Genomic DNA, 26,696 nt, shown 5'->3' on the forward strand with positions numbered 1-26,696 from the left:
CGGACCCTGACTTGCCGGTCACTGCTGCCGGGGGAGGCCGCAGCTGTTCTCCGCCCCTGCCCAACTCATCGCAACCGCACGCGGGCGGCGCCTGCGATGCGCCCGCCACTGGCCATGGACGGAAAAAATCACCGACACGATCACTCGGCCCGGCACCTTCCTGGACCCAGGCTGACCGGCAACAGCCCGGGGGAAGAAGCTGACGACCGAACACGAAACTGCTGCAGCAGCCCGCCCTCCCCGGTCGGCTGCAGCCCCTCTGACCGGGCACGCTCCACCAGCATCGCGAGGAGCTGCGCGTCGGACACGGACACAGGCTGCCCCAACTGGGCACTCTCGACAGGCTCCACGGTCTGCAACTCCACGGCGGTATAAGTCACTTGATGTCTCTTCCATGATCGTCGGATCCGCCATCGAGCCACGTGCATCGAGGTGATGCACCGTCACCTTTGAGAGCGCCGTGACCTTTGGTGCCAACTATCCCTCCTTTGTGCCAACCAAAAATCCTTGTCACACGGAGTGCCGTGGTCCCTACAACCCGACGATCGCGTTCCACCGCCTCGCGAACTCCACCCGCTCCCTCGACGTGATGTCCCGTGCGATCACCAGCCGTCGGCGCATCCTGGCGTCGGGGAAGATCAGCGGGTTCTCGGCGAGGGCGGCGGTGTCCTTGTCCTTGGCGGAGGCCAGGACCTCACGGGCGGCCGGGACGGGGCAGACGTAGTTGACCCAGGCGGCGAGTTCGGCGGCGGTCTCGGGGTCGTAGTAGTAGTCGACGAGCCGTTCCGCGTTGCGCTTGTGCAGGGCGCGGTCGGGGATCATCAGGGAGTCCGACCACAGCTCGGCGCCCTCCTCGGGGACGACGAAGCGGATGTCGGGGTTGTCGGCCTGGAGTTGGATGACGTCACCGGAGTAGGCCTGACAGGCGAGGACGTCACCGGTCACCAGGTCCTTCGTGTAGTCGTTGCCGGTGAAGCGGCGGATCTGGCCGTCGCTGACGTACTTCTCCACCTGGTCGCACACCGTGTGGAAGTCGGCGGCGGTCCACCGGGTGATGTCGACGCCGTTGCCCTGCATCAGCAGCGCGAACGCCTCGTCCAGACCGGAGAGGAGGGTCACCCGGCCCTTGAGGTCCTTCGCCCACAGGTCGGAGACATGACGGATCTCCCGGCCGAGCCTCCTGCGGTTGTACGCGATGCCGGTGATCCCCGACTGCCAGGGCACGGTGTACCTGCGGCCCGGGTCGAAGGCGGGAGAACTCAGCTGGGGGTCAAGGTACTTGGCCACGTTCGACTGGCGGGTCCGGTCCATCTGCTGGACCCACCCCAGCCGGACGAACCGCGCGCACATCCAGTCGGACATGACGATCAGGTCCCGTCCGGTCTGCTGGTGGTTCATCAGCGCCGGGCTGATCTTGCCGAAGAACTCGTCGTTGTCGTTGATCTCCTCGGTGTACTTGACGGAGATCCCGGTGCGCTTCTCGAAGGCGTCGAGCGTGGGCCGCCGGTTCGGGTCGGAGTCGTCGACGTCGATGTACAGCGGCCAGTTCGCCCAGGTCAGTCTCTTCTGACGGGCCGACAGGTCCGCGACGGCGCGCTCACCCGGCCGTACATAGGCCGCGGGCACTCCGCAGCCGGCCACTCCGCCGAGGAGCGCGAGCAGCAGTGAACGACGGGGAAGCGAAAGGTTCTTCGTCGTCAGGGGCATGGGCGCAGCATCCCGCCCCCGCCCGCGCGGCGACAATCGACGCCGCGTCGAGGAGGGAGGCGGCGGGACCGGACACCTTGTCGATGGCCGGTCCCCGTGCACCCCCGTGCACCCCTGCCGCTCACGCCTCCAGCGACGTCATCACGTGCTTGATCCGCGTGTAGTCCTCGAAGCCGTAGCCCGACAGGTCCTTGCCGTAGCCGGACTTCTTGAAGCCGCCGTGCGGCATCTCCGCGACCAGCGGGATGTGCGTGTTGATCCACACGCACCCGAAGTCCAGCTTCTTCGACATCCGCATGGCCCGCCCGTGGTCCTTGGTCCACACCGAGGAGGCGAGGGCGTACTCGACGCCGTTGGCCCACTCCACAGCCTGGTCCTCGTCCCGGAAGGACTGGACGGTGATGACCGGTCCGAAGACCTCCTTCTGGATGATCTCGTCGTCCTGCTTGAGTCCGGAGACGACGGTCGGCGCGTAGAAGTAGCCCTTGTCACCGACCTGGTGGCCACCGGTCTCGACCTTGGCGTGCGCGGGCAGCCGCTCGATGAACCCGGTCACCTGCTTGAGCTGGTTGGGGTTGTTCAGCGGACCGAAGAGCACGTCCTCGTCGTCCGGCTGCCCGGTCTTCGTCTCGCCGGCCGCCTTCGCGAGCGCCGAGACGAACTCGTCATGGATGGACTCGTGTACGAGCACGCGCGTGGCCGCCGTACAGTCCTGCCCGGCATTGAAGAACCCGGCCACGGAGATGCCCTCCACGGCCTTGGCGATGTCCGTGTCCTCGAAGACGACGACGGGCGCCTTGCCGCCCAGCTCCAGGTGGACCCGCTTCAGGTCCTTGGACGCGGACTCGGCGACCTGCATACCGGCGCGCACGGACCCGGTGATGGAGGCCATCGCGGGGGTCGGGTGCTCGACCATCAGCCGACCCGTCTCCCGGTCGCCGGTGATGACGTTGAAGACGCCCTTCGGCAGGATCTCCCCGACGATCTCCGCGATCAGCACGGTCGAGGCGGGCGTGGTGTCGGAGGGCTTCAGCACCACCGTGTTGCCGGCCGCGATCGCCGGCGCGAACTTCCACACGGCCATCATCATCGGGTAGTTCCACGGCGCGACCTGCGCGCAGACGCCGACCGGCTCGCGGCGGACGATCGAGGTGAGCCCGTCCATGTACTCGCCGGCCGAGCGCCCCTCCAGCATCCGGGCCGCGCCCGCGAAGAAACGGATCTGGTCGACCATGGGCGGGATCTCCTCGGACCGCGTGAGCCCGATCGGCTTGCCCGTGTTCTCGACCTCGGCCGCGATGAGTTCCTCGGCGCGCTCCTCGAAGGCGTCCGCGATCTTCAGCAGGTGCTTCTGCCGCTCGGCCGGAGTCGTGTCGCGCCAGGCCGGGAAGGCAGCGGCGGCGGCCGCCATCGCGGCGTCGACGTCCGCCTGACCGGACAGCGGCGCGGTCGCGTAGGCCTCGCCCGTCACGGGGTTGACCACCTCGGTGGTCCGTCCGTCGGCGGCGTCCCGGAACTCACCGTCGATGTAGTTGCGCAGACGACGCAGCTCGGTGCTCACTGCCGGCCCTCCAAGTTCGGTGTCCATTACCTGAGACACCACCCTAATCCGCGAGCCCACGTTTTCAACACCCCCGCTCGCACCGATCCTGCGAATTCCGCAGATCTCACTCACGTAAACAACGAATTTCATTGTTCATGGCTTGCGGAACTGTCGAGACGTCGTGCACAGTGACCTCGTGGCCAGTCGAAGCGCAGAGCAGAGGGACTCCACCCGCGAGTCCAGGAACGGCACTCCCCATCTGGATGCCGTCTCCCTCGCCATCATCGAGCAGCTCCAGGAGGACGGCAGGCGTCCGTACGCCGCGATCGGCAAGGCCGTGGGCCTGTCCGAGGCGGCCGTGCGCCAGCGCGTGCAGAAGCTGCTCGACCAGGGCGTGATGCAGATCGTCGCCGTCACGGACCCGCTCACCGTGGGCTTCCGCCGGCAGGCGATGGTCGGGATCAACGTCGAGGGCGATGTCGAGAAGATCGCCGAAGCGCTGACTGACATGTCGGAAGTCGAGTACGTGGTGATGACCGCGGGCTCGTTCGACATCCTCGCCGAGATCGTCTGCGAGGACGACGACCACCTGCTGGACGTCATCAACAAACGCATCCGGTCACTGCCCGGCGTGCGCTCCACCGAGAGCTTCGTCTACCTCAAGCTCAAGAAGCAGACCTACATGTGGGGAACCCGATAACCGTGAGCCAGAAGGACCTCAGCAAGACCGCGTACGACCACCTGTGGATGCACTTCACCCGCATGTCCTCGTACGAGAACTCCCCCGTCCCGACGATCGTGCGCGGCGAGGGCACCTACATCTACGACGACAAGGGCAAGCGCTACCTCGACGGTCTCGCCGGTCTGTTCGTGGTCCAGGCCGGTCACGGCCGCACGGAACTCGCCGAGACCGCCTTCAAGCAGGCCCAGGAGCTGGCGTTCTTCCCGGTCTGGTCCTACGCCCACCCCAAGGCCGTGGAGCTGGCCGAGCGGCTGGCCGACCACGCCCCGGGCGACCTGAACAAGGTCTTCTTCACCACCGGCGGCGGCGAGGCGGTCGAGACCGCCTGGAAGCTGGCCAAGCAGTACTTCAAGCTGGTCGGCAAGCCCACCAAGTACAAGGTCATCTCCCGCGCGGTCGCCTACCACGGCACCCCGCAGGGCGCCCTGTCCATCACCGGTCTCCCCGGCCTGAAGGCGCCGTTCGAGCCGCTGGTCCCGGGCGCGCACAAGGTGCCGAACACCAACATCTACCGCGCCCCGATCTTCGGCGACGACCCCGAGGCCTTCGGCCGCTGGGCCGCCGACCAGATCGAGCAGCAGATCCTCTTCGAGGGCCCGGACACGGTCGCCGCGGTCTTCCTGGAGCCGGTCCAGAACGCCGGCGGCTGCTTCCCGCCCCCGCCCGGCTACTTCCAGCGGGTGCGCGAGATCTGCGACCAGTACGACGTGCTGCTCGTGTCGGACGAGGTCATCTGCGCCTTCGGCCGTCTCGGCACGATGTTCGCCTGCGACAAGTTCGGCTACGTCCCGGACATGATCACCTGCGCCAAGGGCATGACCTCGGGCTACTCCCCGATCGGCGCCTGCATCATCTCCGACCGCCTCGCCGAGCCCTTCTACAAGGGCGACAACACCTTCCTGCACGGCTACACCTTCGGCGGCCACCCGGTCTCCGCCGCGGTGGGCCTGGCCAACCTCGACCTCTTCGAGCGCGAGGGCCTCAACCAGCACGTGCTGGACAACGAGGGCGCCTTCCTGTCCACCCTGCAGAAGCTGCACGACCTGCCGATCGTCGGCGACGTCCGCGGCAACGGCTTCTTCTACGGCATCGAGCTGGTGAAGGACAAGGCCACCAAGGAGTCCTTCAACGACGAGGAGACCGAGCGCGTCCTGTACGGCTTCCTCTCCAAGGCCCTCTTCGACAACGGCCTGTACTGCCGTGCCGACGACCGCGGCGACCCGGTCGTCCAGCTCGCTCCGCCGCTGATCTCCAACCAGGACACGTTCGACGAGATCGAGCAGATCCTGCGCGCGACGCTGACGGAGGCGTGGACGAAGCTCTGATGAGCTGACTCTGTGATCAACAACGGCCCCGGTGCCGCCCGTTCGAGTGAGAAACGGGCGCCCGGGGCCGTGTGCTGTCCGTCCTCCGGGCGATGCCTGCCTAGCGTGCGAGTGACCGATCGGCCCTGTCTTCGTTCCCCCGCACGGGGGATCGGCACGGCACAAACGGATCTGACTCGAGGTGTACGCCCATGGTGGCCCCGCCGGACAACGACGTGCTCTGGGCACGCACCCTGCACTTCCAGCACAGCGACGGCTCGCCCGCGCTTCTCGGCGTCTCCATCGGCGTCCAGGAGGGCGAGATCCTCGCCGTCAGCGGCCCGCGCGGCAGCGGCAAGACGACCCTGCTGCGCTGTCTGTCCGGGCTGGTGCCGGCCCAGCGCGGCGAGGTCTGGTTCAACAGCGCGCCCGTCCACACGATGGGCCCGCTGACCCGGGAACGGCTGCGCCGCGACCGGTTCAGCTGGATCGACCCGGCGCCGGTCCTGGTCTCCGAGCTCAACGTCTGGGAGAACGCGGCGCTCCCGCTGATGCTGCGCGGCACGAGCCGCCGCCGGGCCAGGACGGCCGCGCTGGAGTGGCTGGAACGCCTCGACGTCGGCGACCGCTCCCGCCACCGTCCGCACGAACTGACCCAGGCGGAACGCCAGCGCGTCTCGATCGCCCGCGCCCTGGCCCCCGCGCCGACGGTCCTGTTCGCCGACGAGCCGACGGCCCCGCTGCACCGCGCGGACCGGGCGCATGTCCTGCGGACGCTGACCACCGCGGCCCGCTCGCACGGCATCACGGTGGTCCTGGCGACCCACGACGCGGAGACTGCGGCTCTCGCCGACCGCACGGTGGCTCTGCTGGACGGCCGTCGCGTGAACACGGTCCACCTCCCGCCGATGGCGGAGGCGGAGGCGCGGGGCCCGGAGAGCCGACGGAGCGGGCCGGGCGGCCGGGGGACCGGGTCCGAAGGCCAGGGGGCCGCGTGCTCGCTCTCCGTCTGACCCGCACCGCCCGTCCGGCCGTCCATCTGCGCCGTCTGCTGGTGACCCTGGCCTCGGGCGGTACCGGCTTCCTCCTTCTGTGCAGCCTCGGCCACGCCCTGAGCCACCCCGACTCCCCGTCCGCCTCGGCCCTCCGCCTGGCCTGGTGCCTGACGCCACTGGCGGCCACGGTCCATCTGGCGGTCGCGGTCTCCCGTACCGACCCGGCCACGAAGCCCCGCCCGGGCCTGTCCTCCATCGGCCTGGGCCCGGCCCGGCTGATGACCATCGCGGCCACGACGACGGCCCTGTCCACCACTTTGGGCTCCCTGCTGGCCCTCCTGCTCTTCCTGCATCTGCGGGGCGACCTGACGGGCATCCCCTTCGACGGCGCGGCGGCGGACGCCCTGGCGGCGGACCAGCCGTTGCCCATCCCGGCGACCGTGACGCTCCTGTGCCTGGTCCCGGCGCTGGCGTCGGCGGCGGTGGCGCTCGTCCTGCGCCCCCGTGACGCACGGCAGAGCGCCACACGCGGCACGGCACGTTCGTACGGCCGCTTCGGCGCCTACGGCAGATCGGCCGCACGGGAGACGTTCGGGGCGTACGGCCGCTTCGGCGCCCACCTCCGAGGGGGCCACCCCGCGTCACGTCCGCCCACGGACGGGCACGACGCGGAGGGCGCCGCACCGGCGGGGACCGGCGAAACGCCAACCGTCACGGACACACCCGAGCAGGACCAGGACCCCACCCGGCCCCCGGCCCCCCGCACCGCCCCCTCCGGCCTCCCCTGGGGCATCGCGACCCTCGCGGCGGGCCTCGCCGTGGAGGCCTACGCGAGCCGCACGACCCAGAACCGGACCGTCGAACTTCCCGGCGGCCTCACCACCGCCACCCCCGCCGTCCTCGTCGGCCTCGCCCTGAGCGTCCTCGGTCTGGCCCTCGCCGCCCCCGCCCTCACCCATCTCACCGGCCGCCTGCTCCAGTCCGCCGGCCCCGGCGCCCTGCGCCTCCTGGCGGGCCGCGTCCTCATGGAGGAGGCCACCCGCATCGGCCGCCCCCTCGGCATCGTCTGCGCCGTCACCTCCGCCGCGTACGCCATGACCACCCTGTACGACCCCTCGGAGCCCTCCTTCGGGCCCCTCGCCACCCTCGGCACGCTGCTGGTCGCCGGCTGCACCCTCGCCACCCTCCTGACGGCCGCCGTGGAGGCCAGACAGGCCCGGGCCGACACCACGGCTGCCCTGGTCCGCCTCGGCGCCCCCGCCACGATGCTCCGCACCGCCGCCGCCCTGCGCGCCGCCGCCCTGCTGACCCTCTTCACCCCCCTGACCCTGCTGGTGGCCGAACTCGCGGCACTCCCCCTCACCCGCTGAGCGCACCCGGCAAACGAATCTCCCTGCCACCGATGAGTTCCGCCGAGACCCCCGGTCTACCCCACCGAACAGCACACCCCGCCCGATGGGAGAGACCAGCATGTACCAGCAGATGATCTTCGTGAACCTGGCCACCGACGACGTCGACGCGTCGAAGAAGTTCTTCACGGAGCTCGGCTACACGATCAACCCCCAGTTCAGCGGCGACGACTGCGCCTGCGTCGTGATCAGCGACACCATCGTGACGATGCTGCTCAGCAAGCAGCGCTACGCCGACTTCACCAAGAAGGAGATCGCGGACTCGACGCGGACCAGCGAGGTGCTGATCTGTCTGAGCGCCGAGAGCCGCGAGAAGGTCGACGAGCTGGTCGAGAAGGCCGTCGCCGCGGGCGGCAGGGCCAACGACGACGTCCAGGACCACGGTTACATGTACGGCCGCTCCTTCGACGACCTCGACGGCCACTCCTGGGAGGTCGTGTGGATGGACCCGGCGGCGGTCCAGAGCTGAACGCACGGGGTGCCTAGCATGGGCCCGTGCAGACGAGCCCGGCCCATGCGGCCCACCACGACGAGCGCGAGATCGAGACGCTCGAGGATTTCGACGCGACGGTCTCGGCCCGCGGCACCCTCGCCGGCCACCGCGTACAGGGCGTGGATCTGACGGACCGGACAAGGGAGTTGCTGACCACGGACACCGCGGGCGCGGTCTTCTTGGGCTGCCGGATGCGGGCGGACGCCGAGCAGAAGATCCGGGCCGACGGCGCCCTGGTCTTCCCCCCGGTCCCGCATCTCCCGTTCGATCCCTACCGCGGCCGCCTCTACACCGCCGACGAGCTGTTCGCCTCCCTGGACAAGGGCTACGAGCAGACACCCGACGCCCTCGCCTACGCCTGGTTCCAGCGCACCAAGGCGGACGGCGACATATACGCCTCGATGCTGCGCGCCGTCCACGACGACTCCGTCTCCGACGCCCTGGACGAACTCCTGCGCGGCGCCCGGGTGGTGGGCGTGATGGGCGGCCACGCGATGGCACGCGGCACGAAGGCGTACGCCGGTGCCGCGCGCCTCGGCCGGGAGCTGAGCCGCGCCGGGCTGACCGTGGCAACCGGCGGCGGCCCGGGCGCGATGGAGGCGGCGAACCTGGGCGCGTACGCGGCGCCGTACGAGGACGCGATGCTGGACGAGGCGTGCGAACTCCTCGGCGAGGCACCCTCGTTCACCCCCTCGATCACCGCGTGGGCGCGGGCCGCCTTCGAGGTGCGCTCCCGCTGGCCGAAAGGCAACCACTCCATCGGCATCCCCACCTGGTTCTACGGCCACGAGCCGCCGAATCCCTTCGCCTCGCACATCGCCAAGTACTTCGCCAACGCCACCCGCGAGGACGGACTGCTGGCCCGGTGCAACGCGGGCGTGGTGTTCCTGCCGGGCGCGGCCGGGACCGTACAGGAGATCTTCGACAACGCGACGCCCAACTACTACGAGTCGCGCGGCGAGCCGACGCCGATGGTGCTCGTCGACCGGGAGCACTGGACGGAGCGGCTGCCGGCGTGGCCCCTCTTGCGGTCACTCGCCCGGGAACGCTCGATGGAGTCCCGTATCGCCCTCGTTGACCGGATCGAGGACGCCCCTGACGCGTTGAAACATGTCGGTGGTTAATGAGAAGGTAAAGTCAACGCCCCGGGTGGGCATATGCGTTGACACTCCTTATGAAACACTTATAGACCTGTGAGCCTCCTGGGGAGAGTGAAGCCTCACCTCACTGTTGCCTCACTTCTCTTACAACCCCCCTCAGTTGCATATCCCCGTGAAGGGCAAAAGTGACCACATCTCGCCGTACCGCCCGACGTTCCGTGCAGATCCTGGGCGTCGCCGCGGCCTCGACAGCGCTCGCCATGAGTGCCGCGGGCTCCGCGCTCGCGTGCAACATCAGGGACTTCTCCGCCGAAGCTTCCTGCAACGGCAGCAAGGGCGTCATCACCGTCACCGACAAGGACGCCTCCGGCCAGACTGCCACGATCACCGTGTTCCTCGAGGGTCCGGCCGGCAACGAGACTCCGGTCGGTCAGCCGCAGACCGTCAAGGGCTCGGCCGCGGGCACGGCTGTCACGTTCGACGAGGACTGGAAGCCGAACGCGGAGTACCGCGTCCGCGTCACGGTCGACACCGAAAAGTTCAAGTTCGACAAGGACATCAAGCCGAACCTGACCACGCCGTCCGAGGGTTGCTCGAAGGGCGAGACCACGGCGCCGGCCACCACGGCGCCCGCCACGACTCCCCCGGCCACCACCCCGGCCTCGGAGTCCCCGACCCCGACCGCGTCGGCCTCGGACAGCACCGCTCCAGCGACCACGTCGTCCAACGCCCCGTCCCCGGCGGCCGGTGACTCCAACCTCGCCGAGACCGGTGCGAACTCCAACACCGGCCTGATCGCCGGTGTCGCGGGCGCCCTCGTCGTCGTCGGCGGCGGTGCCGTCTTCTTCGGCATGCGTCGTCGTGGGGCCAACAGCGGCCGCTGACGCCTCACCAGCACCATCGCGAAGGCCCGTCCCCGTATCCCCGGGGGACGGGCCTTCGTCCTTCAGCCGAACGTCGCCCGTTCCAGCCAGAATTCGAGCAACTGCCGGTCACCGAGGACCTCCAACCCGGGGCCGTCCAGCGGCAGTCGGCGGTAGAAGGCGAGGAGCAGGGAGGTGAGCGGGCCGCGCAGAGCGACATCGGCCTTCTCGTGCCCGCGGCGCCAGGTGACGCCCTGCTCGGTCCCTTCCACCAGCCACTCGGCGCGCAACTCGGGTGCCGTGTCGGTCGCGTGCAGGTGCAGGCTGCGCCCGGCGGCGAGCGGCCGTTCCATCTCCCTGCGCTCGCCCACCAGCCCCACGAGCTGCAACCACTCGTCGATCGCGTCAGCGGCGATGTCGGGCGCGACCTCGTAGGGCAGTCCGGCGGCCAGCGTGGCGTCCGCGCGGTGGACGGTGATCTCGTGGGTCATCCGGCGCGCCCAGAAGCCGGAGCCGAGCATTCCGGCCCACGACCACACCTTGGCGTCCGGACCGGCCTCCCGGAGCGCGCGGACGACCAGTTCACCGGCCTCCGCGAGCCAGGCGTCGAGTTCGGCGGCGTCGCCCGTGGTCTCCGGGCCGTCGCCGCGGGGAACGTCCTCGTCCGGGACATCCTCCTCGGACCGGGTCCTGACCAGCACCTCCACCCAGCGCAGCACCCCGCCCATATGCAGGACGAGCTGTTCCAGGGTCCAGTCGGGGCAGGTGGGCACCTTCGCGGACAGATCGGCGCCGGAGGTCACCACGGTCCTCAACTCGGCCACCTGGTGGGCTATCTCGTCGCAGTAGCGGTCGTACGCAAGCAAGGTCATGGGCCGCACCCTATGCACGAACCGATCAGCCGAGCACCACGATTTCCGCAGCGTCGAACTCCACCCCGACCGCGTCTCCGACCTCCGGCGCCTCCCGCAGCGCGCATGCCGCCTCCAGGCGGGGCGCGTCCTCGGGCTGGAGATGTACGGCGACATGGGTGCCCTTGAAGGTGCGGGCGGCGACCGTGCAGCGCAGGCCCTCGTCGGCGGGGACGAGCCGGACGCCGGCGGGGCGGACCAGGAGAGCGCGGGTGCCCTGGGGGGCGTCCTCGGGCACCGGGACCTTGCCCCAGGGCGTGTCCGCGGCCTCCCCCGCGACCGTGCCCTCGACCACGTTCTCGAAGCCGAGGAACCGGGCCACGAACTCGTCAGCCGGCCGCTGCCAGACCTCCAGCGGCGTACCGGACTGGGCGATCCGTCCGTCCCGCATCACCACGACCCGGTCGGCGAGCGCGAAGGCCTCGCCCTGGTCGTGCGTCACGGCGAGCACGGTGGTGCCCAACCGGCCGAACAGCTCCCGGAGTTCGACGACCAGCCGCTCCCGCAGCGAGCGGTCGAGCTGACCGAGCGGCTCGTCCAGCATCAGCAGCCGCGGCCGGGGCGCGAGGGCCCGGGCGAGCGCCACGCGCTGCTGCTCACCGCCGGACAGTGCGCCCACGGCCCGCCGCTCGGCGCCGGGCAGCCCGACGAGATCCAGCAACTCCCGCACGCGTTCCTGCTGTTCGCTTCTCGGCGCCCCGTGCATCCGCAGGCCGAAGGCGACGTTGCCGCCCACGTCCCGCTGCGGGAAGAGCTGGTGGTCCTGGAACATCAGGCCGACCCCACGCTTGTGCGCGGGCACACCGGCCTGGTCGCGGCCGTCGAGCAACACCCGCCCGGCGTCCAGCGGTTGCAGCCCGGCCACCGCCCGCAGCAGCGTGGACTTGCCGCTGCCGCTGGGCCCGAGCACGCACACCACCTCGTGCTCGGCGACCTCGAGGCCGACGGCGTCGAGCACGGCCCGCGCGCCGAAGCGGACGGTGGCCTCTTCCAGGCTCAGCAGCATCTAGAACTCCCCGGTCCGGTCGGTACGGAGCCGCTCGAGCACCAGCAGCGCCACCGCGCACACCACCATCAGGATCGTCGAAAGGGCCATCGCCTGGCCGTAGTTGAGGTCGCCGGGCCGCCCGAGCAGCCGCGCCACGGCGACCGGCAGGGTCGGGTTGTCTGGTCGTGCGATGAACACGGTCGCCCCGAACTCCCCCAGCGACACGGCGAAGGCGAACCCGGCCGCGACCAGCAACGCCCGCCGCACCAGGGGCAGATCGACCTCCCGCCACACCCGCCAGGGCGAGGCCCCGAGCACGGCCGCCGCCTCCCGCAGCCGGGCGTCCACGGCCCGCAGCACCGGCAGCATGGTCCGCACGACGAACGGCACGCCCACCAGTGCCTGTGCGAGCGGCACCAGGATCCAGGACTGGCGCAGGTCCAGCGGGGGCTTGTCGAGGGCGATCAGGAAGCCGAAACCGACAGTCACCGCGGAGACGCCGAGCGGCAGCATCAGCAGCGCGTCGAAGCCGCGCACCAGTCGTCCGGCGTCCCGGCGGGCGAGGGCCGCGGCGGCCAGAGCGCCGATCACGACGGCGATGGCGGTCGCGGCGAGGGCGTACTGCAGCGAGTTGCCGATGGCGTCGATCGGCGGGACGAGGAAGGTGTCGCCGGCCTCGCTCGTCAGCGCCCGGTAGTAGCGGAAGTCCGGCGCGTCCAGCGACCGTTGCACCAGCACGGCGAGCGGCAGCAGGAGCAGGACGGCGACGGTGACGAGGACACCGGCCAGCAGCGCCCACTGGCCCGCCCCGCGCGGCCGCCGGGCCGTCACGGACGCGTCCACGAGCCGCAGGGCGCTCTCCCGCCGCCGTACCGTCCAGGCGTGCACGGCGAGGATCGCGCCGACGGCCACGAACTGGACGATCGTGAGCACGGCGGCCGTGGACAGGTCGAAGATCTCGGAGGTCTGCCGGTAGATCTCGACTTCCAGGGTGGAGAAGGTGGGGCCGCCGAGGATCTGGACGACGCCGAAGGAGGTGAAGGTGAAGAGGAACACCATCAGCGCGGCGGCGGCCACGGCGGGCGCGAGGGCGGGCAGGGTGACCCTGCGCCAGGCGCGCAGCGGGGACGCGCCCAGCATCCGCGCGGCCTCCTCCTGCCGCAGGTCCAGTTGCGCCCACAGCCCGCCCACGGTCCGTACGACGACCGCGTAGTTGAAGAAGACGTGCGCCAGCAGGATGGCCCACACGGTCGTGTCCAGCCGTACGCCCCACCACTCGTCGAGCAGTCCGCCGCGTCCGACGAGCGCGAGGAAGGCGGTTCCGACGACGACCGTCGGCAGGACGAAGGGGACGGTGACGACGGCCCGCAGCACCTGTCGGCCCGGGAATTCGAAGCGCGCGAAGACGTAGGCGCCGGGGAGGGCGACCAGGAGGGTGAGCGCTGTTGAGGCGAGCGCCTGCCAGGTGGTGAACCACAGGACGTGCCGGATGTCGGACTGGGTGACGACGTCCGCGATCCGCCCGAACCGCCACACCCCGTCGACCTTCAGCCCGCGCGCGACGATCGCGGCGACGGGCCAGGCGAAGAACAGCGCGAAGAACGCGACGGGCAGGGCTAGCAGCCCGAGCCGCGCCGCGTTCCCGCGTCGGACCCTGGCCCTGGAGGGGCGGGTTACTACTTCAGTACGAGTGACGTCCACGACTTGACCCACTGGTCACGGTTGGCGGCAATCTTCGCGGGCGCCATCGTCTCGGGGTCCTTGGCGGCGGGACCGTACTCGGTGAACTCCTTGGGCACCGCGGCCCCTTCGATCACCGGGTAGACGAACATGTTGAGCGGCATGTCCTCCTGGAACTCCTTGGTCACCAGGAAGTCGATGAACGCCTTGCCGCCCTTGCTGTTGTCCGCGTTGCTGAGCAGTCCCGCGTACTCGATCTGCCGGAAGCAGGTGCCGTACGACACTCCGGTCGGCGCGGTCTTCGGCCTCGGGTCGGCGTAGACGACCTCCGCGGGCGGCGAGGAGGCGTAGGAGACGACGAGCGGCCGGTCGCCCTTGGCCTTCTTGCCGCCGGCCGAGCCGGAGAACTCCTCGTTGTAGGCCTGCTCCCAGCCGTCGACGACCTTGACGCCGTTGGCCTTGAGCTTCTTCCAGTAGCCCTGCCAGCCGTCGTCGCCGTACTTCGCCGCGGAGCCGAGCAGGAAGCCGAGGCCGGGCGAGGAGGTGGCGGCGTTCTCGGTGACGAGGAGGTTCTTGTACTCGGGCTTGACCAGGTCGTCGAAGGACTGCGGCGGGGTCAGCCTGTGCTTGCTGAAGTAGGCCTTGTCGTAGTTGACGCAGATGTCGCCGGAGTCGATGGGCGTGACCCGGTGCTTGTCCTGGTCCACCCGGTACTGCGGCTTGATCCCCTCGGAGCCCTTCGCCTCGTACGACTGGAACAGTCCGTTGTCGAGGGCCCGGGAGAGCAGGGTGTTGTCGACGCCGAAGAAGACGTCGCCCTGGGGGTTGTCCTTCGTCAGGATGGCCTTGTTGACGGCCTGCCCGGCGTCACCGTCCTTGAGGACGTGGACCTTGTAGCCGGACTGCTTCTCGAAGTCGGCGAGGACGCTCTTCGAGACGGCCCACGAGTCGTGGCTGACCAGGGTGACGGTCTTGGAGTCGGTGGAGGAACCGCCGCCTGAGGAGCCGCACGCGGACAGCGTGAGCATGCCGAGGCCGACGACGGCAGCACAGTACTTCTTGGTGTTCACGGTGATGACCGAACTTCCTACCCAGAATGACCTGGGCGAGGTTCAGAGGGTCTGCGGCCCGATTGCCGCACTCTCAGCGCTGTGGCGCTCCCCTGTCGGATATGAAGGTGTACGTACGGCCAAAGGTTACCGCTCGGTGGCCGCCAGCTGTCCACAGGCCCCGTCGATCTCCTGACCGCGGGTGTCCCGGATGGTCACCGGTACACCGTGCGCGGCGATGGCCTCGACGAAGGCCTTCTCGTCCTCGGGCCGGGAGGCGGTCCACTTCGAGCCCGGGGTCGGGTTCAGCGGAATGAGATTGACGTGCACGGGTTTGCCCTTGAGCAGCCGCCCGAGCCGGTCACCCCGCCACGCCTGGTCATTGATGTCGCGGATGAGCGCGTACTCGATGCTCAGCCGCCGCCCGCTCTTCTCCACGTACTCGAACCCGGCGTCGAGCACCTCCCCCACCTTCCAGCGCGTGTTCACGGGGACGAGGGTGTCACGCAGCTCGTCGTCGGGGGCGTGCAGCGAGATCGCGAGCCGGCACTTGAAGCCCTCGTCGGCGAAGCGGTGGATGGCGGGCACGAGCCCGACCGTCGACACGGTGATCCCGCGCTGCGAAAGCCCGAGTCCGTCGGGGGCGGGGTCGGTGAGCGCGCGAATGGCTCCGACCACCCGCTTGTAGTTGGCGAGCGGCTCCCCCATCCCCATGAAGACGATGTTGGACAGCCGCGCGGGCCCGCCCGGGACCTCTCCGTCCCTCAGCGCCCGCATCCCGTCCACGATCTGGTGCACGATCTCGGCGGTCGACAGATTCCGGTCCAGCCCGGCCTGCCCGGTGGCGCAGAACGGGCAGTTCATCCCGCACCCCGCCTGCGAGCTGATGCACATGGTCACCCGGTCCGGGTACCGCATCAGCACCGACTCGACGAGCGTCCCGTCGAACAGCCGCCACAGGGTCTTACGCGTCGTCCCCTGGTCGGTCGACAGATGCCGTACGACGGTCATCAGCTCGGGAAGCAGCGCCTCCCGCAGCTTGGGACGCGCCGCGGCCGGGATGTCGGTCCACTCCGCGGGGTCGTGCGCGTACCGCGCGAAGTAGTGCTGCGACAGCTGCTTGGCACGAAACGGCTTCTCCCCGACCTCGGCAACGACCTCCTTGCGCTCGGCAGGAGTGAGATCGGCAAGATGCCGCGGCGGCTTCTGAGCTCCGCGGGGGGCGACGAAAGTAAGTTCTCCGGGCTTAGGCATGGCCCAACCAGTGTCGCAGATCCAATCGGGTGACCCGGGACAGCTGAGGTGTAGCCCGCTCCACCTGAGATACGGGCGCGGCTTCCCTGGTCGTGGAGATCTCACATCGAACCGGCCCGAAGCCTTCTCAGGCCGCGGCGAGCGGACCCTCGCGGACCGGCGACTCCATCGGCACCATCGGCACCATCGGCACCATCGGCACCATCGGCACCATCGAGATGAACCTCGACAGGATCGGTGACGACACGGGCGAGGGCAAGGTCGACAAGGCGGTGAACGACCTGGACCGGGCCCTCGCCGACTACAACAGGGCCGTCCTCGCCGGCGAGGACCCGGACTCGCGTGCGATTGACAAGGCGGCCGACGAGCTGAACGACGTCTGCGCCTCGTAGCGAGGGCCGGGAAGCGACGCTAGGACGTGTGCTCCAGGCGGTCCTTGAGCAGGCGTTCGTTGCGCGGCAGTTCCTTGCGGACCTGAGGGCGGACGACGAGGGGCAGCAGGACCTTGCCGAGGCCGTGGCCCTCGAAGTCGAGGTCCATGGTCACCCGGGACCGGCGGCCGTCGTCGATCGACTCCACCGCGCCGTGGAACTCGCCCCTGATGGGACCGTCGACACCGCGCACGGTGAAGCTGTGCGGCGGGTCGTACTCCGTGTACTCCATGGTCATCGGCATCTCCCGGCGCCCGATGCGCCGGGTGACCCGGACCTGGGATCCGGTGTGCAGCGGGCCCTCGTCGAGCCGCTCCGCGGAGACCGCGCTCAGCTGCCACTCCGGCATGTGGGAGGGATCGATGACGTACGCCCAGACGTCCTCGGGAGTGCGGTCGACGTCGATCTCTTCATGGAAGGCGGACATGACGCCCTCCTTTCAGGGGATCCCCTTTGAGGGCTTACACCGGGATCGTCCCACTCGACCGACGGCCACGCCATCGAGCGAGCGGGACACCCGAATCCTTCAGCCGGCCACCCGAACCCTTCAGCCGGCCAACCCCTCAGCCGGACCCCACGAACAGCACCATCAGCAGCCACACCACCGGCGCGGTCGGCAGCAGGGAGTCCAGGCGGTCCATGATGCCGCCGTGTCCCGGCAGCAGCGTGCCCATGTCCTTGATGCCCAGGTCCCGCTTGATCATCGACTCGCCGAGGTCGCCCAGCGTGGCGCTGGCCGCGACGGCGAGACCCAGCAGCAGGCCCTGCCACCAGGCACCGTCGTCGATCAGGAACTGCATGCAGAGCGCGCCCGCCACCATCGCGAAGGTCACCGCGCCCAGCAGACCCTCACGCGTCTTGCCGGGGCTGATGCGCGGCGCGAGCTTGTGCTTGCCGAAGCGCCAGCCGACGGCGTACGCGCCCGTGTCGCTGACGACCGTGAGGAGTAGGAAGGTCAGGACGCGCCACGGCCCGTCGTCCGCCGCGAGCATGAGCGCCACGAACGTCGCCAGGAACGGCACGTAGAACGCCGCGAAGACGCCCGCCGTGACGTCCCGGAGATAGTTCTCCGGCGGTGCGGTCATGCGCCAGACGAGGACGGCGAGTGCCGTCAGCGCCATGGCGACCCACGCACCCTCGGCCCCGCGCACGTATCCGGCGACGACCATCGCCGCGCCGCCGAGCGCCAGCGGAACCAGCGGCGCCTTGATGTCCTTGCGCTCGGCGAGCCTGCTGGTCAGCTCCCACAGGCCGACGACCACGGCGACCGCGACCACGCCCACGAAGACGGCCTTGACGACGAAGAGCGACGCGATGATCACCACGCCGAGCCCGACGCCGACGCCTATGGCCGCGCTCAGATCGCGCCCAGCGCTCTTCTTCTGCGGCTGGGGCGCCGACTGCGAGGCGTCGGGCATGGGCTCCGGATTCTGCTGCACCGCCAGGGGCGGCGGTGCCTGCGGCGTCTCGTCGCGGAACAGGGGGCCGCTCAGCCGTGCGGCCCCCCGGTCGTCATCCTGGTCTCCGCCGTACGCGGGTACCTCGGGCACGATGGGCATGGGGCGAGTCTGCTGCGCCTCAGGCGCATCGTACGTGGGACCCGCCGGGGCAGCCCCCTGGACAGGCCCCTGGTCGGACGGCCCCCAGTACCCGTTGTGTGGCGGCGCTCCCCAGGAAGAGTCGTTCATCAGACCTCGAGCAGCTCCGCTTCCTTGTGCTTGAGGAGCTCGTCCACCTGGGCCACGTACTTGTGCGTGGTGTCGTCGAGCTCCTTCTCGGCGCGGCGGCCCTCGTCCTCGCCGATGTCGCCGTCCTTGACGGCCTTGTCGAGGGCGTCCTTGGCCTTCCGGCGCACGGAGCGGATGGACACACGCGCGTCCTCGGCCTTGCCCTTGGCGACCTTGATGTAGTCGCGGCGGCGCTCCTCGGTCAGCTCGGGGAACACCACCCGGATGATGTTGCCGTCATTGCTCGGGTTGACGCCCAGGTCGGAGTCGCGGATGGCCTGCTCGATGTTGCGCAGGGCCGTCTTGTCGAACGGGGTCACGACCGCCATGCGCGGCTCCGGCACGGAGAACGAAGCCAGCTGGTTGATCGGCGTCGGCGCGCCGTAGTAGTCGGCCACGATCTTGTTGAACATCGCCGGGTGCGCACGACCGGTGCGGATCGCGGCGAAGTCCTCCTTGGCGACCACGACGGCCTTCTCCATCTTCTCCTCGGCCTCGAGGAGGGTCTCTTCGATCACCACTTGCTCCTGCGTGTCTTGAGTAAGGCCCGGCTGCGGTTCCTGTGGGGGCGGCGGCCGGCTGCGTCGCGTCTTCTTCCTGCACGGTTCCCGACCTGCGGGACATTGTCCATCCCCCGGTCAGGGTCCGTCGGTGTTGCTGTCAGTCCCGGTTGTCCTGGTCACCCACCAGCGTGCCGATCTTCTCACCCTTGACGGCGCGGGCGATATTGCCCTCGGTCAGGAGCTCGAAGACAAGGATCGGGAGCTTGTTGTCGCGGCACAGCGTGATGGCGGTGGCGTCGGCGACCTTGAGGTCGCGGGTGATGACCTCGCCGTAGCCGAGGGAGTCGAACTTCACGGCGTCCGGGTTGCGCTTGGGGTCGGAGTCGTAGACCCCGTCCACGCCGTTCTTGCCCATCAGCAGCGCCTCGGCGTCGATCTCCAGGGCGCGCTGGGCGGCGGTGGTGTCCGTGGAGAAGTACGGCATGCCCATACCGGCGCCGAAGATGACCACGCGGCCCTTCTCCAGGTGACGCACGGCCCGCAGCGGAATGTACGGCTCGGCGACCTGGCCCATGGTGATGGCGGTCTGCACCCGGCTGTCGATGCCCTCCTTCTCCAGGAAGTCCTGGAGGGCGAGGCAGTTCATCACGGTGCCGAGCATGCCCATGTAGTCCGAGCGGGCCCGGTCCATGCCGCGCTGCTGCAGCTCCGCGCCGCGGAAGAAGTTGCCACCGCCGATGACGACCGCGACCTGCGCTCCGTCGCGGACGACGGCCGCGATCTCACGGGCGATCTTGTGCACCACGTCGGGGTCCACGCCCAGGCCCCCGCCACCGGAGAAGGCCTCTCCGGACAGCTTCAGCAGAAACCGGCCGGGTACTTTGCCGTCGTCGCTCTTCTGGGGCTTGGTGGTCATGGAGATCCCGCCTCTTTCACCTGTTGCACATACGAAGAAGGCCATTGCCGCTGGGGTTTGGCTCCCGTGCTCGGCAATGGCCTCCTCGTCAGATCCGCTGTCGTCCGTCACCCGCTGACAACTGCGTACGACCCTATCGGGGTCGTACGCCGATCGCGGTACGGACTCAGATGCCGACCTTGATGCGCGTGAAGCGCTTCAGGGTGACACCGGCCTCGTCCAGGACCTTCTGGACGGACTTCTTCGCGTCGAGCGCGTACGGCTGACCGAGCACCGTGGCGTCCTTGAAGAAGCCGTTGAGACGACCCTCGACGATCTTGGCGATCGCGGCCTCGGGCTTGCCCTCGGCGCGGGTGGTCTCCTCGGCGATGCGGCGCTCGGACTCGACGACCTCGGCCGGCACGTCATCCTTGGAGAGGTACTTCGGCGCGAAGGCGGCGATGTGCTGGGCGATGCCGCGGGCGACCTCGGCGTTCGGCTTGTCCAGCTCGACGAGGACACCGATCTGCGGGGGCAGGTCGGGCATCGTGCGGTGCATGTACGCGGTCACGTAGCCGTCGGCGAACTGCGCGAAGCGGTCCAGGACGATCTTCTCACCGAGGTTGGCGTTGGCCTCGTCCACGAACGCCTGGACGGTCTTGCCGGCCTCGATCTCGGAGCCCAGCAGGGCCTCGAGGTCGGCCGGGGAGGTCTTGGCGACGTGCTCGGCGATCGCGTTGGCGACGGCCTGGAACTTCTCGCCCTTGGCGACGAAGTCCGTCTCGCACTTCAGCTCGACGAGGACGCCGGAGGAGTTGTCGTCGGCGATGATGGAGACCACGGCGCCGTTCTCGGCGGAGCGGCCCTCGCGCTTGGCGACGCCCTTCTGGCCCTTGATGCGCAGCGCCTCGACGGCCTTCTCGACGTTGCCCTCGGCCTCGTCCAGCGCCTTCTTGCAGTCCATCATGCCGGCGCCGGTGAGCTCACGAAGCTTCTTGACGTCGGCGGCGGTGTAGTTCGCCATGAGTCTGTGAATCTTTCTCGAAGTCTGGAAGATCGAAGATCTACGGGTCTACGGCCCTCATGTAGCGGGGGCCGCCGACTCTCCGCTGACCTACGGGTGAACGGCGGGGGCGACCCGGATGTCGCCGCCCCCGCCGTCAACGCTGACTGATCAGGCCTGCTCGGCGTCCGCGGCCGGGGCCTCGGCAGCCGGAGCCTCGGCAGCCGGAGCCTCGGCAGCCTCGGCCGCGGGGGCCTCGGCGGCAGGAGCCTCAGCGGCGGCCTCGGCCGGCTTCTCGGCCTCGTCCGCCTTCTTCTCACCCTCGAGCAGGTCGCGCTCCCACTCGGCGAGCGGCTCGCCCGCGGCCTTCTCCTTGCCCTCGGTGGCGACACCGCTGCGGGCGATGAGGCCCTCGGCGACGGCGTCGGCGATCACACGGGTGAGCAGGGTGACGGAGCGGATCGCGTCGTCGTTGCCCGGGATCTTGTAGTCGACCTCGTCGGGGTCGCAGTTGGTGTCGAGGATCGCGACGACCGGGATGTTGAGCTTCCGGGCCTCACCGACCGCGATGTGCTCCTTCTTGGTGTCCACGATCCAGACGGCGCTGGGCACCTTCTGCATCTCGCGGATACCGCCGAGGGTCTTCTCCAGCTTGGCCTTCTCGCGCGAGAGCACGAGAAGCTCCTTCTTGGTCAGACCGGACGCGGCGACGTCCTCGAAGTCGATCTGCTCGAGCTCCTTGAGGCGCTGCAGACGCTTGTAGACGGTGGAGAAGTTGGTGAGCATGCCGCCCAGCCAGCGCTGGTTGACGTAGGGCATGCCGACGCGGGTGGCCTGCTCGGCGATGGCCTCCTGCGCCTGCTTCTTCGTGCCGACGAACATGACCGTGCCGCCGTGGGCGACGGTCTCCTTGACGAACTCGTAGGCGCGGTCGATGTACGACAGCGACTGGAGCAGGTCGATGATGTAGATGCCGTTGCGCTCGGTGAAGATGAAGCGCTTCATCTTGGGGTTCCAGCGACGGGTCTGGTGACCGAAGTGGACGCCGCTCTCCAGCAGCTCCCGCATCGTGACGACGGCCATGGCCGTATCTCCTTGAATTTCTCGGTTGTCCCGCGGATGCCGTGCGGTATCCGCGCCTGACGCCCGCGTGCGCCGTGCCGCAGAGGACCGAGAGGCGCTGACACCGGCTTGTGATCACCTGGTGTCGGGGCGTGCGAAGTCGACCCGGTGACCCGGATCGCCAGAAGAAGTGTACGGGACCGGCGAGGCACCGGGTGACGCCGCTGTCCACAACCCGGGAGTAGTCCACAGATCCCGCCATGATCGGCGGCTGGTGCGGGACGGTTCCGTCATGCGAGCGAACCGATACCTGCGTCTGACGGTGACGGCTCTCCTGGCACTGACGTGGGCCGTCCTGGCCCCGTGGGCCTGGGCGGAGCCCCCACCGCCCCCGGCCGACCCGCCCCCTGACGTCCCCGCCATCGGCCGCGCCTGGCCGGTGGGCACCCGTCCCACGGTCGTACGGGGCTGGGAGCCCCCGGCGACGGTCTACGGCCGGGGCCACCGCGGCGTGGATCTGGCGGCCCCGGCCGGGACACCAGTCCGCGCGGTGGCAGCCGGCAGGGTGTCCTTCGCGGGCCGGGTGGCGGGGAGGGGAGTCGTGTCGGTGGAGCTGACGGGCACGGACCTGCGCACGACCTACGAACCGGTGATCGCGTCGGTGCAGAAGGGGGACGAGGTCGAGGCCGGCGAGGTGGTGGGGACAGTGGACCCTGCGGGCTCGCACTGCGCGGTCACGTGCGTCCACTGGGGCCTGCTACGGGGCGAGACCTACCTGGACCCGTTGTCCCTACTCCCACCGTGGCTCCTGCACAGGGGCCCATCGAGACTGCTCCCGGTACTCGGGGTTCCGCTGCCTGCGTAGCTTCCGGGGGCAGTCGTGCCGCGCGCGCCTGCGGCCGGCGGGAGCAGACGCACCATGCCTGCCTTCCACCAGCAAGAGGGCATTCGCGCGGCGACCCGCTCAGCCCGCGGGAGCAATTGCGTGGAGCCTGCCTTCGGCCTACGACGCAGCCGCGCAGCGACCTGCCCAGCCCACGGAAGCAATAGCGCCAAGCTCACCTTCGACCAGCGGGCGCAGCCGCCCAACGACCTGCCCAGCCCGCGAGGCCAATCGCGCCGAGCCCGCCTTTCGACCTCCGGGCGCAGCCGCGCAGCGACCCGCTCAGCCCACGGAAGCAATGGCGTGGAGCCTGCCTTCGGCCTACGACGCAGCCGCGCAGCGACCTGCCCAGCCCACGGAAGCAATAGCGCCAGGCTCGCCCTCGACCAACGGGCGCAGCCGCCCAGCGACCTGCCCAGCCCGCGAGGCCAATCGCGCCGAGCCCGCCTTTCGACCTCCGGGCGCAGCCGCGCAGCGACCCGCTCAGGCTCAGCCCGCGAGAGCAGTCGCGCCGCACGCCCTGCCCGCCTCAGCCGCGCGCGCCCCTCAGCACCAACGCCACGGCCGCGTCCGCGATCACCTCGGGAGGCTCTGCCACTCCCAGCTCGATCCGCCGGACCGCCGCGTCGACAACCCCCTGAACCAGCAGCGCGCCCAGCCGGGGCTCGGGGTGTCCCATCTCGCCCAGGGCCTCCACGATCATCGCCACGAGCCCGCCGTGCGCGGCCCGGATCTTCTCCCGGGCCCCCGCGTCCAGCTCGCTCGCGGAGATCGCCACGACCGCCCGGTGCCGCCGGTCCCCCACCAGCTCCAGCTGCCGCCGCACATACGCCTCGACCTTGCCCGCCGCCGACCCGGCCCCCGCCATGGCGGCCTCGACCTCGGCAGCCCAGACCGGGAAGTCGACCGCGCACAGTTCCTCGACGACGGCGGCCCGGGATCGGAAGTACTCGTACACCGACGACCGCGCCAGCCCCGTGCGCTCGGCGAGCGCCGGGAACGTCAGCGCGTCCGTCCCTCCCTCGGACAGCAACGACCGGGCCGCGTCCAGCAGGGCGGCTCGCTGCATCGACCGGTGCTCGGCCACGGAGGCCGCTCGAATCCTTGGCACGTCAACCACTTTACGGACGCGCCACCCCGGACGGGAGTGACTCGCACGGACACGGCCCGCCCCGGCGGAGCCGCCGGACTCACCGCCCGAAGCTCGCGAGCTTCGCCCGCAGCTGCAGCACCGACTTGGTGTGGATCTGGCTGACCCGGCTCTCGGTCACACCCAACACGTTCCCGATCTCGGCGAGCGTGAGTCCCTCGTAGTAGTAGAGGGTGACCACGGTCTTCTCCCGCTCGGGCAAGGTGTTGATCGCCCGCGCCAGGAACCGCCTGAGCTCGCGGTCCTCGGCCACCTCCACGGGGTTGTCCGCGGCGGTGTCCTCCAGCGTGTCCATGACGCTCAGCCCGTCGCCGCCCTCGCCCCCGACGTGCAGCAACTCCTCCAGCGCCACCACGTTCGCCAGCGACAACTGACTGAACACCGCGTGGAGTTCGTCCACCCCGATGCCCATCTCGGCGGCCACCTCGCCCTCAGTCGGCGTCCGCCGCAGTCGCGCCTCCAGCGTCGCGTACGCCCGCTCCACGTTCCGCGCCTTCTGCCGCACCGACCGCGGGATCCAGTCCAGCGCCCGCAGCTCGTCGATCATCGCGCCGCGGATCCGGGTGATCGCGTACGTCTCGAACTTGATCTCCCGGTCGATGTCGAACTTCTCGATCGCGTCGATCAGTCCGAACACGCCCGAGGAGACGAAGTCGGCCTGCTCGACGTTGGGAGGCAGACCGACGCTCACCCGTCCCGCCACGTACTTGACCAGCGGCGAGTAGTGCAGGATCAGCTGCTCCCGCAGCCGTTCGTCCCCCGTGTCCTTGTACGACCGCCACAGTTCGTCGAGCGTCGAGGGAGCGGGCGGCCGCACGCTGCCACCGTCACGGGCGGCTGGGGGGATCGCCGCCCGGTCGGACCCGGAGGTGTGCTGGGGCATTCGTCGCCTTGTGCCGTTCTGCCGTGAAGTGCGTTCCGCGTCGGAACCTCGTGAGCGTAGCGTGACTGAGCTGTCGCGGTCAGCGAACAGTGAGGGGAACGCGCACGCGGACCTGTCCCGCGGGCCGTCCCACCGGGTCACGACGGTTGCTTTCCGTGATCGCCCGGGACCCCGACCTCCGCTGTTTGCACAGGTGCGGGGCTTCGCCCGGACGGCCGAACACGCTCCGTCAACATCCGCCCCGGCCGTCGCGGACGGAGATCACCGCCTGGCGTGTCAACCTCCAGCCGTCGCCGTGTCGTTCGACGTAACCGAGTGACCGGAGTTCGTACAGTCTCGCGATCGCGTCGTCCCCGGTGGTCTGTGCCCCGCGGGCGACCGCGTCGGCGGAGGCGGCCCCCCGGCCCGGCAGGGCGGCGAGCACCCGTCTGGCGCCCGGCTCCAGCAGATCCCTGGGCAGCACGGGTCCACGCCGCTGGGGTGCCAGCTCCCCCATGTCGCCGACGAGTTCGACGACCTCGGCGGCGTCGGTGACGAGGACGGCGTCGTCGCGCAGCAGTTCGTGCACGCCGGCCGAGAGGCCGCTGGTGGCCGGTCCGGGTACTCCCATCGTGTGGCGTCCGAGCCGTTGTGCGGCCCGTGCGGTGACGAGCGAGCCGCTGCGGTGGGCGGCCTCGACCACCACGGTGCCCGTGGTCAGGGCGGCGATGACCCGGTTGCGGACGATGAATCTGCTGGCCGTCGGATGCTCGCCGAGCGGCAGTTCCCCGACCACGAGTCCCTGCTCGGCGATCCGGTTGAGCAACTCGGTGTGCCCGCGGGGATAGGGCCGGTCGACCCCCGATGCGAGCACGGCCACGGTCGCACCGCCGGCCCCGAGCGCCCCTCGATGAGCGGCCCCGTCCACCCCGTAGGCCCCGCCGGACACGACCACCCACCCGCGCTCGGCGAGCCCGGCGCCGAGTGTGGCGGCCATGTGAGCCCCGTACTCGGTACAGGCCCGCGCCCCTACGACGGCGACGGACCGCAACGCCCACATGCGCAGACTGGGCCTGCCCCGGACCCAGAGGCCCACGGGGCGGGCGTCTCCGAGGTCATCGAGCTGGGCCGACCACTCCGTGTCCCCCGGGATCACGAAGCGGACTCCGGCTTCCCGGGCGAGGCCGAGATCCCGCTCGGCGTCGGCCTCCTGGGCGCGGGTGAGCAGCCCTGCCCAGCGCTTGTCGGTGACCCCGGTGAGCTGCGGCGCCCCTTTCCGCAGCACCCGCGCGGTCTCCACGGCCCCGAGCTCCCGCACCCACCGGCCCGCCACTTCGTCACCGGGTTCCAGGACACGGCTGAGAAAGACACGCGCGAGCCGCTCGTGGTCCGGGGCGCCGTCGGCGGTCACGTCAGCGCCCCGATGGCCATGGGCACGCCCCGAGGAACGCCCGTGCGCAGTTGCAGCGCGAGGGCGACGTCCGTCGCGTCGGGCCGGTCGTGCCCGACCAGGTCGGCGACGGTCCAGGCGACACGCAGGACGCGGTCGAGCCCGCGGGCGGTCAGCACGCCCCGCTCCAGATTGCGTTCGGCCTCGTCCATCGCCCCGCTCACGGCGTGCCACCGGCTGCGCAGCTCCCGGCCGGGGACCTCGCTGTTGGTGCGCCACGGGGTGCCCGCGAGCCGCGCCGCCGCGCGCTCCCTCGCCACCCGCACCCGCTCGGCGACCGTCGCCGTGGACTCGCCCCGCGCGCCGAGCTGCGTGAGTTCGGCGCGCGTGACCCGGTCCACCTCGACCCGGAGGTCGACCCGGTCCAGCAGTGGCCCGGACAGTCGCGCCTGGTAGCGGCGGATCGCCGAGGGCGGACACTCGCAGAAGTCGTCCGTCTGGGAGAAGCGCCCACAGGGGCAGGGGTTGGCGGCGAGCACCATCAGGAACTTCGCCGGGAAGCGCACCACGCCCGCGCTGCGGGCGATCACCACATGACCGGCTTCCAGCGGCTGGCGCAGTGCGTCAAGGGCGTGACTGCTGAACTCCGGCGTCTCGTCCAGGGACGAGACGTGCAAAACAAGTGGCTACTACCGGTGAGAACCGAGCGTGACTACGCCGCCGGCGTCTCCGCCCATGGGTCGGGCTTCCAC

General features: G+C 70.1%; 25 protein-coding genes, 2 pseudogenes and 1 riboswitch. Of the genes and pseudogenes, 9 read left to right on the forward strand and 18 right to left on the reverse strand.

Annotation, left to right across the window (positions count from 1 at the left end; all coding sequences use genetic code 11):
* Positions 1-218 precede the first annotated feature (218 nt).
* The 3 genes and pseudogenes from ABZZ74_RS42175 to ABZZ74_RS42185 all read right to left on the reverse strand — a co-directional run.
* Positions 219-365, reverse strand: a pseudogene (locus ABZZ74_RS42175) (IS256 family transposase); the annotation flags it as partial.
* 166 nt (positions 366-531) lie between these two features.
* Positions 532-1,707 (reverse strand): spermidine/putrescine ABC transporter substrate-binding protein, encoded by a 1,176-nt coding sequence (locus ABZZ74_RS42180; protein WP_356949441.1) that lies wholly within the window; start codon positions 1,705-1,707, stop codon positions 532-534.
* A 121-nt stretch (positions 1,708-1,828) separates the two neighbouring features.
* Positions 1,829-3,268, reverse strand: coding sequence for a gamma-aminobutyraldehyde dehydrogenase (locus ABZZ74_RS42185; RefSeq protein WP_356949442.1), 1,440 nt, complete (start codon positions 3,266-3,268; stop codon positions 1,829-1,831).
* A gap of 163 nt (positions 3,269-3,431) precedes the next feature.
* On the opposite strand from ABZZ74_RS42185, the gene ABZZ74_RS42190 reads away from it, so the two are divergent.
* The 7 genes from ABZZ74_RS42190 (at position 3,432) to ABZZ74_RS42220 (ending at position 10,177) form a co-directional block, all read left to right on the forward strand.
* Positions 3,432-3,950 (forward strand): Lrp/AsnC family transcriptional regulator, encoded by a 519-nt coding sequence (locus ABZZ74_RS42190; RefSeq protein ID WP_133047361.1) that lies wholly within the window; start codon positions 3,432-3,434, stop codon positions 3,948-3,950.
* Positions 3,935-5,317 (forward strand): aspartate aminotransferase family protein, encoded by a 1,383-nt coding sequence (locus ABZZ74_RS42195; protein ID WP_308286735.1) that lies wholly within the window; start codon positions 3,935-3,937, stop codon positions 5,315-5,317. Before ABZZ74_RS42190 ends, ABZZ74_RS42195 begins: the two co-directional genes overlap by 16 nt.
* A 191-nt stretch (positions 5,318-5,508) precedes the next feature.
* Positions 5,509-6,309, forward strand: a complete 801-nt coding sequence (locus tag ABZZ74_RS42200) for an ATP-binding cassette domain-containing protein (protein ID WP_356949443.1) — start codon at positions 5,509-5,511, stop codon at positions 6,307-6,309.
* Positions 6,291-7,661, forward strand: a complete 1,371-nt coding sequence (locus ABZZ74_RS42205; protein ID WP_356949444.1) for a hypothetical protein — start codon at positions 6,291-6,293, stop codon at positions 7,659-7,661. Before ABZZ74_RS42200 ends, ABZZ74_RS42205 begins: the two co-directional genes overlap by 19 nt.
* 100 nt (positions 7,662-7,761) lie before the next feature.
* Positions 7,762-8,169, forward strand: a complete 408-nt coding sequence (locus ABZZ74_RS42210; RefSeq protein ID WP_356949461.1) for a VOC family protein — start codon at positions 7,762-7,764, stop codon at positions 8,167-8,169.
* A 26-nt stretch (positions 8,170-8,195) separates the two neighbouring features.
* Positions 8,196-9,317, forward strand: coding sequence for an LOG family protein (locus tag ABZZ74_RS42215; protein ID WP_356949445.1), 1,122 nt, complete (start codon positions 8,196-8,198; stop codon positions 9,315-9,317).
* A gap of 161 nt (positions 9,318-9,478) precedes the next feature.
* The gene (locus tag ABZZ74_RS42220; protein ID WP_356949446.1) at positions 9,479-10,177 is read left to right on the forward strand and encodes an LAETG motif-containing sortase-dependent surface protein; all 699 of its coding nucleotides are present in this window, start codon (positions 9,479-9,481) and stop codon (positions 10,175-10,177) included.
* Positions 10,178-10,239: 62 nt separating this feature from the next.
* Here ABZZ74_RS42220 and ABZZ74_RS42225 read toward each other — a convergent pair whose 3' ends face one another.
* The 5 genes from ABZZ74_RS42225 to rlmN all read right to left on the reverse strand — a co-directional run bounded on the left by ABZZ74_RS42225 (position 10,240) and on the right by rlmN (position 16,038).
* The gene (locus ABZZ74_RS42225) at positions 10,240-11,028 is read right to left on the reverse strand and encodes a maleylpyruvate isomerase family mycothiol-dependent enzyme (protein WP_356949447.1); all 789 of its coding nucleotides are present in this window, start codon (positions 11,026-11,028) and stop codon (positions 10,240-10,242) included.
* A 25-nt stretch (positions 11,029-11,053) separates the two neighbouring features.
* A complete protein-coding gene (locus ABZZ74_RS42230) occupies positions 11,054-12,073 on the reverse strand; it encodes an ABC transporter ATP-binding protein (RefSeq protein WP_356949448.1) in 1,020 nt (339 codons plus the stop codon).
* On the reverse strand, positions 12,074-13,756 hold the full coding sequence (locus tag ABZZ74_RS42235) for an iron ABC transporter permease (RefSeq protein WP_356949449.1): 1,683 nt from the start codon (positions 13,754-13,756) through the stop codon (positions 12,074-12,076).
* The gene (locus tag ABZZ74_RS42240; RefSeq protein ID WP_356949450.1) at positions 13,732-14,805 is read right to left on the reverse strand and encodes a thiamine ABC transporter substrate-binding protein; all 1,074 of its coding nucleotides are present in this window, start codon (positions 14,803-14,805) and stop codon (positions 13,732-13,734) included. Before ABZZ74_RS42240 ends, ABZZ74_RS42235 begins: the two co-directional genes overlap by 25 nt.
* Positions 14,802-14,909, reverse strand: a riboswitch (TPP riboswitch). Its footprint overlaps the gene before it by 4 nt.
* A 22-nt stretch (positions 14,910-14,931) precedes the next feature.
* A complete protein-coding gene (gene rlmN / locus ABZZ74_RS42245) occupies positions 14,932-16,038 on the reverse strand; it encodes a 23S rRNA (adenine(2503)-C(2))-methyltransferase RlmN (RefSeq protein ID WP_356949451.1) in 1,107 nt (368 codons plus the stop codon).
* A 92-nt stretch (positions 16,039-16,130) separates the two neighbouring features.
* On the opposite strand from rlmN, the gene ABZZ74_RS42250 reads away from it, so the two are divergent.
* The gene (locus ABZZ74_RS42250; protein WP_356949452.1) at positions 16,131-16,430 is read left to right on the forward strand and encodes a hypothetical protein; all 300 of its coding nucleotides are present in this window, start codon (positions 16,131-16,133) and stop codon (positions 16,428-16,430) included.
* Between the two features lie 19 nt (positions 16,431-16,449).
* Here ABZZ74_RS42250 and ABZZ74_RS42255 read toward each other — a convergent pair whose 3' ends face one another.
* The 6 genes from ABZZ74_RS42255 to rpsB form a co-directional block, all read right to left on the reverse strand.
* Positions 16,450-16,896: an SRPBCC family protein gene (locus ABZZ74_RS42255; RefSeq protein WP_356949453.1), complete on the reverse strand. Its 447-nt coding sequence runs from the start codon at positions 16,894-16,896 to the stop codon at positions 16,450-16,452.
* Between the two features lie 136 nt (positions 16,897-17,032).
* Positions 17,033-18,157 (reverse strand): phosphatidate cytidylyltransferase, encoded by a 1,125-nt coding sequence (locus tag ABZZ74_RS42260; RefSeq protein ID WP_356949454.1) that lies wholly within the window; start codon positions 18,155-18,157, stop codon positions 17,033-17,035.
* Positions 18,157-18,714 (reverse strand): ribosome recycling factor, encoded by a 558-nt coding sequence (frr, locus tag ABZZ74_RS42265; RefSeq protein WP_133047349.1) that lies wholly within the window; start codon positions 18,712-18,714, stop codon positions 18,157-18,159. Before frr ends, ABZZ74_RS42260 begins: the two co-directional genes overlap by 1 nt.
* 142 nt (positions 18,715-18,856) lie before the next feature.
* A complete protein-coding gene (gene pyrH / locus ABZZ74_RS42270; RefSeq protein ID WP_356949455.1) occupies positions 18,857-19,615 on the reverse strand; it encodes a UMP kinase in 759 nt (252 codons plus the stop codon).
* A 166-nt stretch (positions 19,616-19,781) separates the two neighbouring features.
* Positions 19,782-20,618 carry a translation elongation factor Ts gene (gene tsf, locus ABZZ74_RS42275; RefSeq protein WP_356949456.1) on the reverse strand — a complete coding sequence of 279 codons (837 nt, stop codon included), beginning with the start codon at positions 20,616-20,618 and terminating at the stop codon, positions 19,782-19,784.
* Positions 20,619-20,768: 150 nt separating this feature from the next.
* Positions 20,769-21,680: a 30S ribosomal protein S2 gene (gene rpsB, locus ABZZ74_RS42280; protein ID WP_356949457.1), complete on the reverse strand. Its 912-nt coding sequence runs from the start codon at positions 21,678-21,680 to the stop codon at positions 20,769-20,771.
* 271 nt (positions 21,681-21,951) lie between these two features.
* Between rpsB and ABZZ74_RS42285 the strand changes: the two genes are divergently transcribed.
* Entirely contained in the window at positions 21,952-22,524 is a 573-nt protein-coding gene (locus tag ABZZ74_RS42285) for a M23 family metallopeptidase (RefSeq protein WP_356949458.1), read from the forward strand.
* Between the two features lie 547 nt (positions 22,525-23,071).
* Here ABZZ74_RS42285 and ABZZ74_RS42290 read toward each other — a convergent pair.
* From ABZZ74_RS42290 to ABZZ74_RS42305, 4 genes and pseudogenes are all read right to left on the reverse strand, one after another.
* Complete coding sequence (locus ABZZ74_RS42290) at positions 23,072-23,629, reverse strand: helix-turn-helix domain-containing protein (RefSeq protein ID WP_356949462.1); 558 nt, start codon at positions 23,627-23,629, stop codon at positions 23,072-23,074.
* A 103-nt stretch (positions 23,630-23,732) separates the two neighbouring features.
* On the reverse strand, positions 23,733-24,575 hold the full coding sequence (whiG, locus tag ABZZ74_RS42295; protein ID WP_356949459.1) for an RNA polymerase sigma factor WhiG: 843 nt from the start codon (positions 24,573-24,575) through the stop codon (positions 23,733-23,735).
* Positions 24,576-24,804: 229 nt separating this feature from the next.
* Positions 24,805-25,965: a DNA-processing protein DprA gene (gene dprA / locus ABZZ74_RS42300; protein WP_356949460.1), complete on the reverse strand. Its 1,161-nt coding sequence runs from the start codon at positions 25,963-25,965 to the stop codon at positions 24,805-24,807.
* A pseudogene (locus ABZZ74_RS42305) lies at positions 25,962-26,606 on the reverse strand (ATP-binding protein); the annotation flags it as partial. The gene dprA and the pseudogene ABZZ74_RS42305, both read right to left, overlap by 4 nt.
* Positions 26,607-26,696 lie beyond the last annotated feature (90 nt).

This window comes from Streptomyces sp. NPDC006476 (genome assembly GCF_040612015.1).
Taxonomy (GTDB): domain Bacteria; phylum Actinomycetota; class Actinomycetes; order Streptomycetales; family Streptomycetaceae; genus Streptomyces; species Streptomyces griseorubiginosus_B.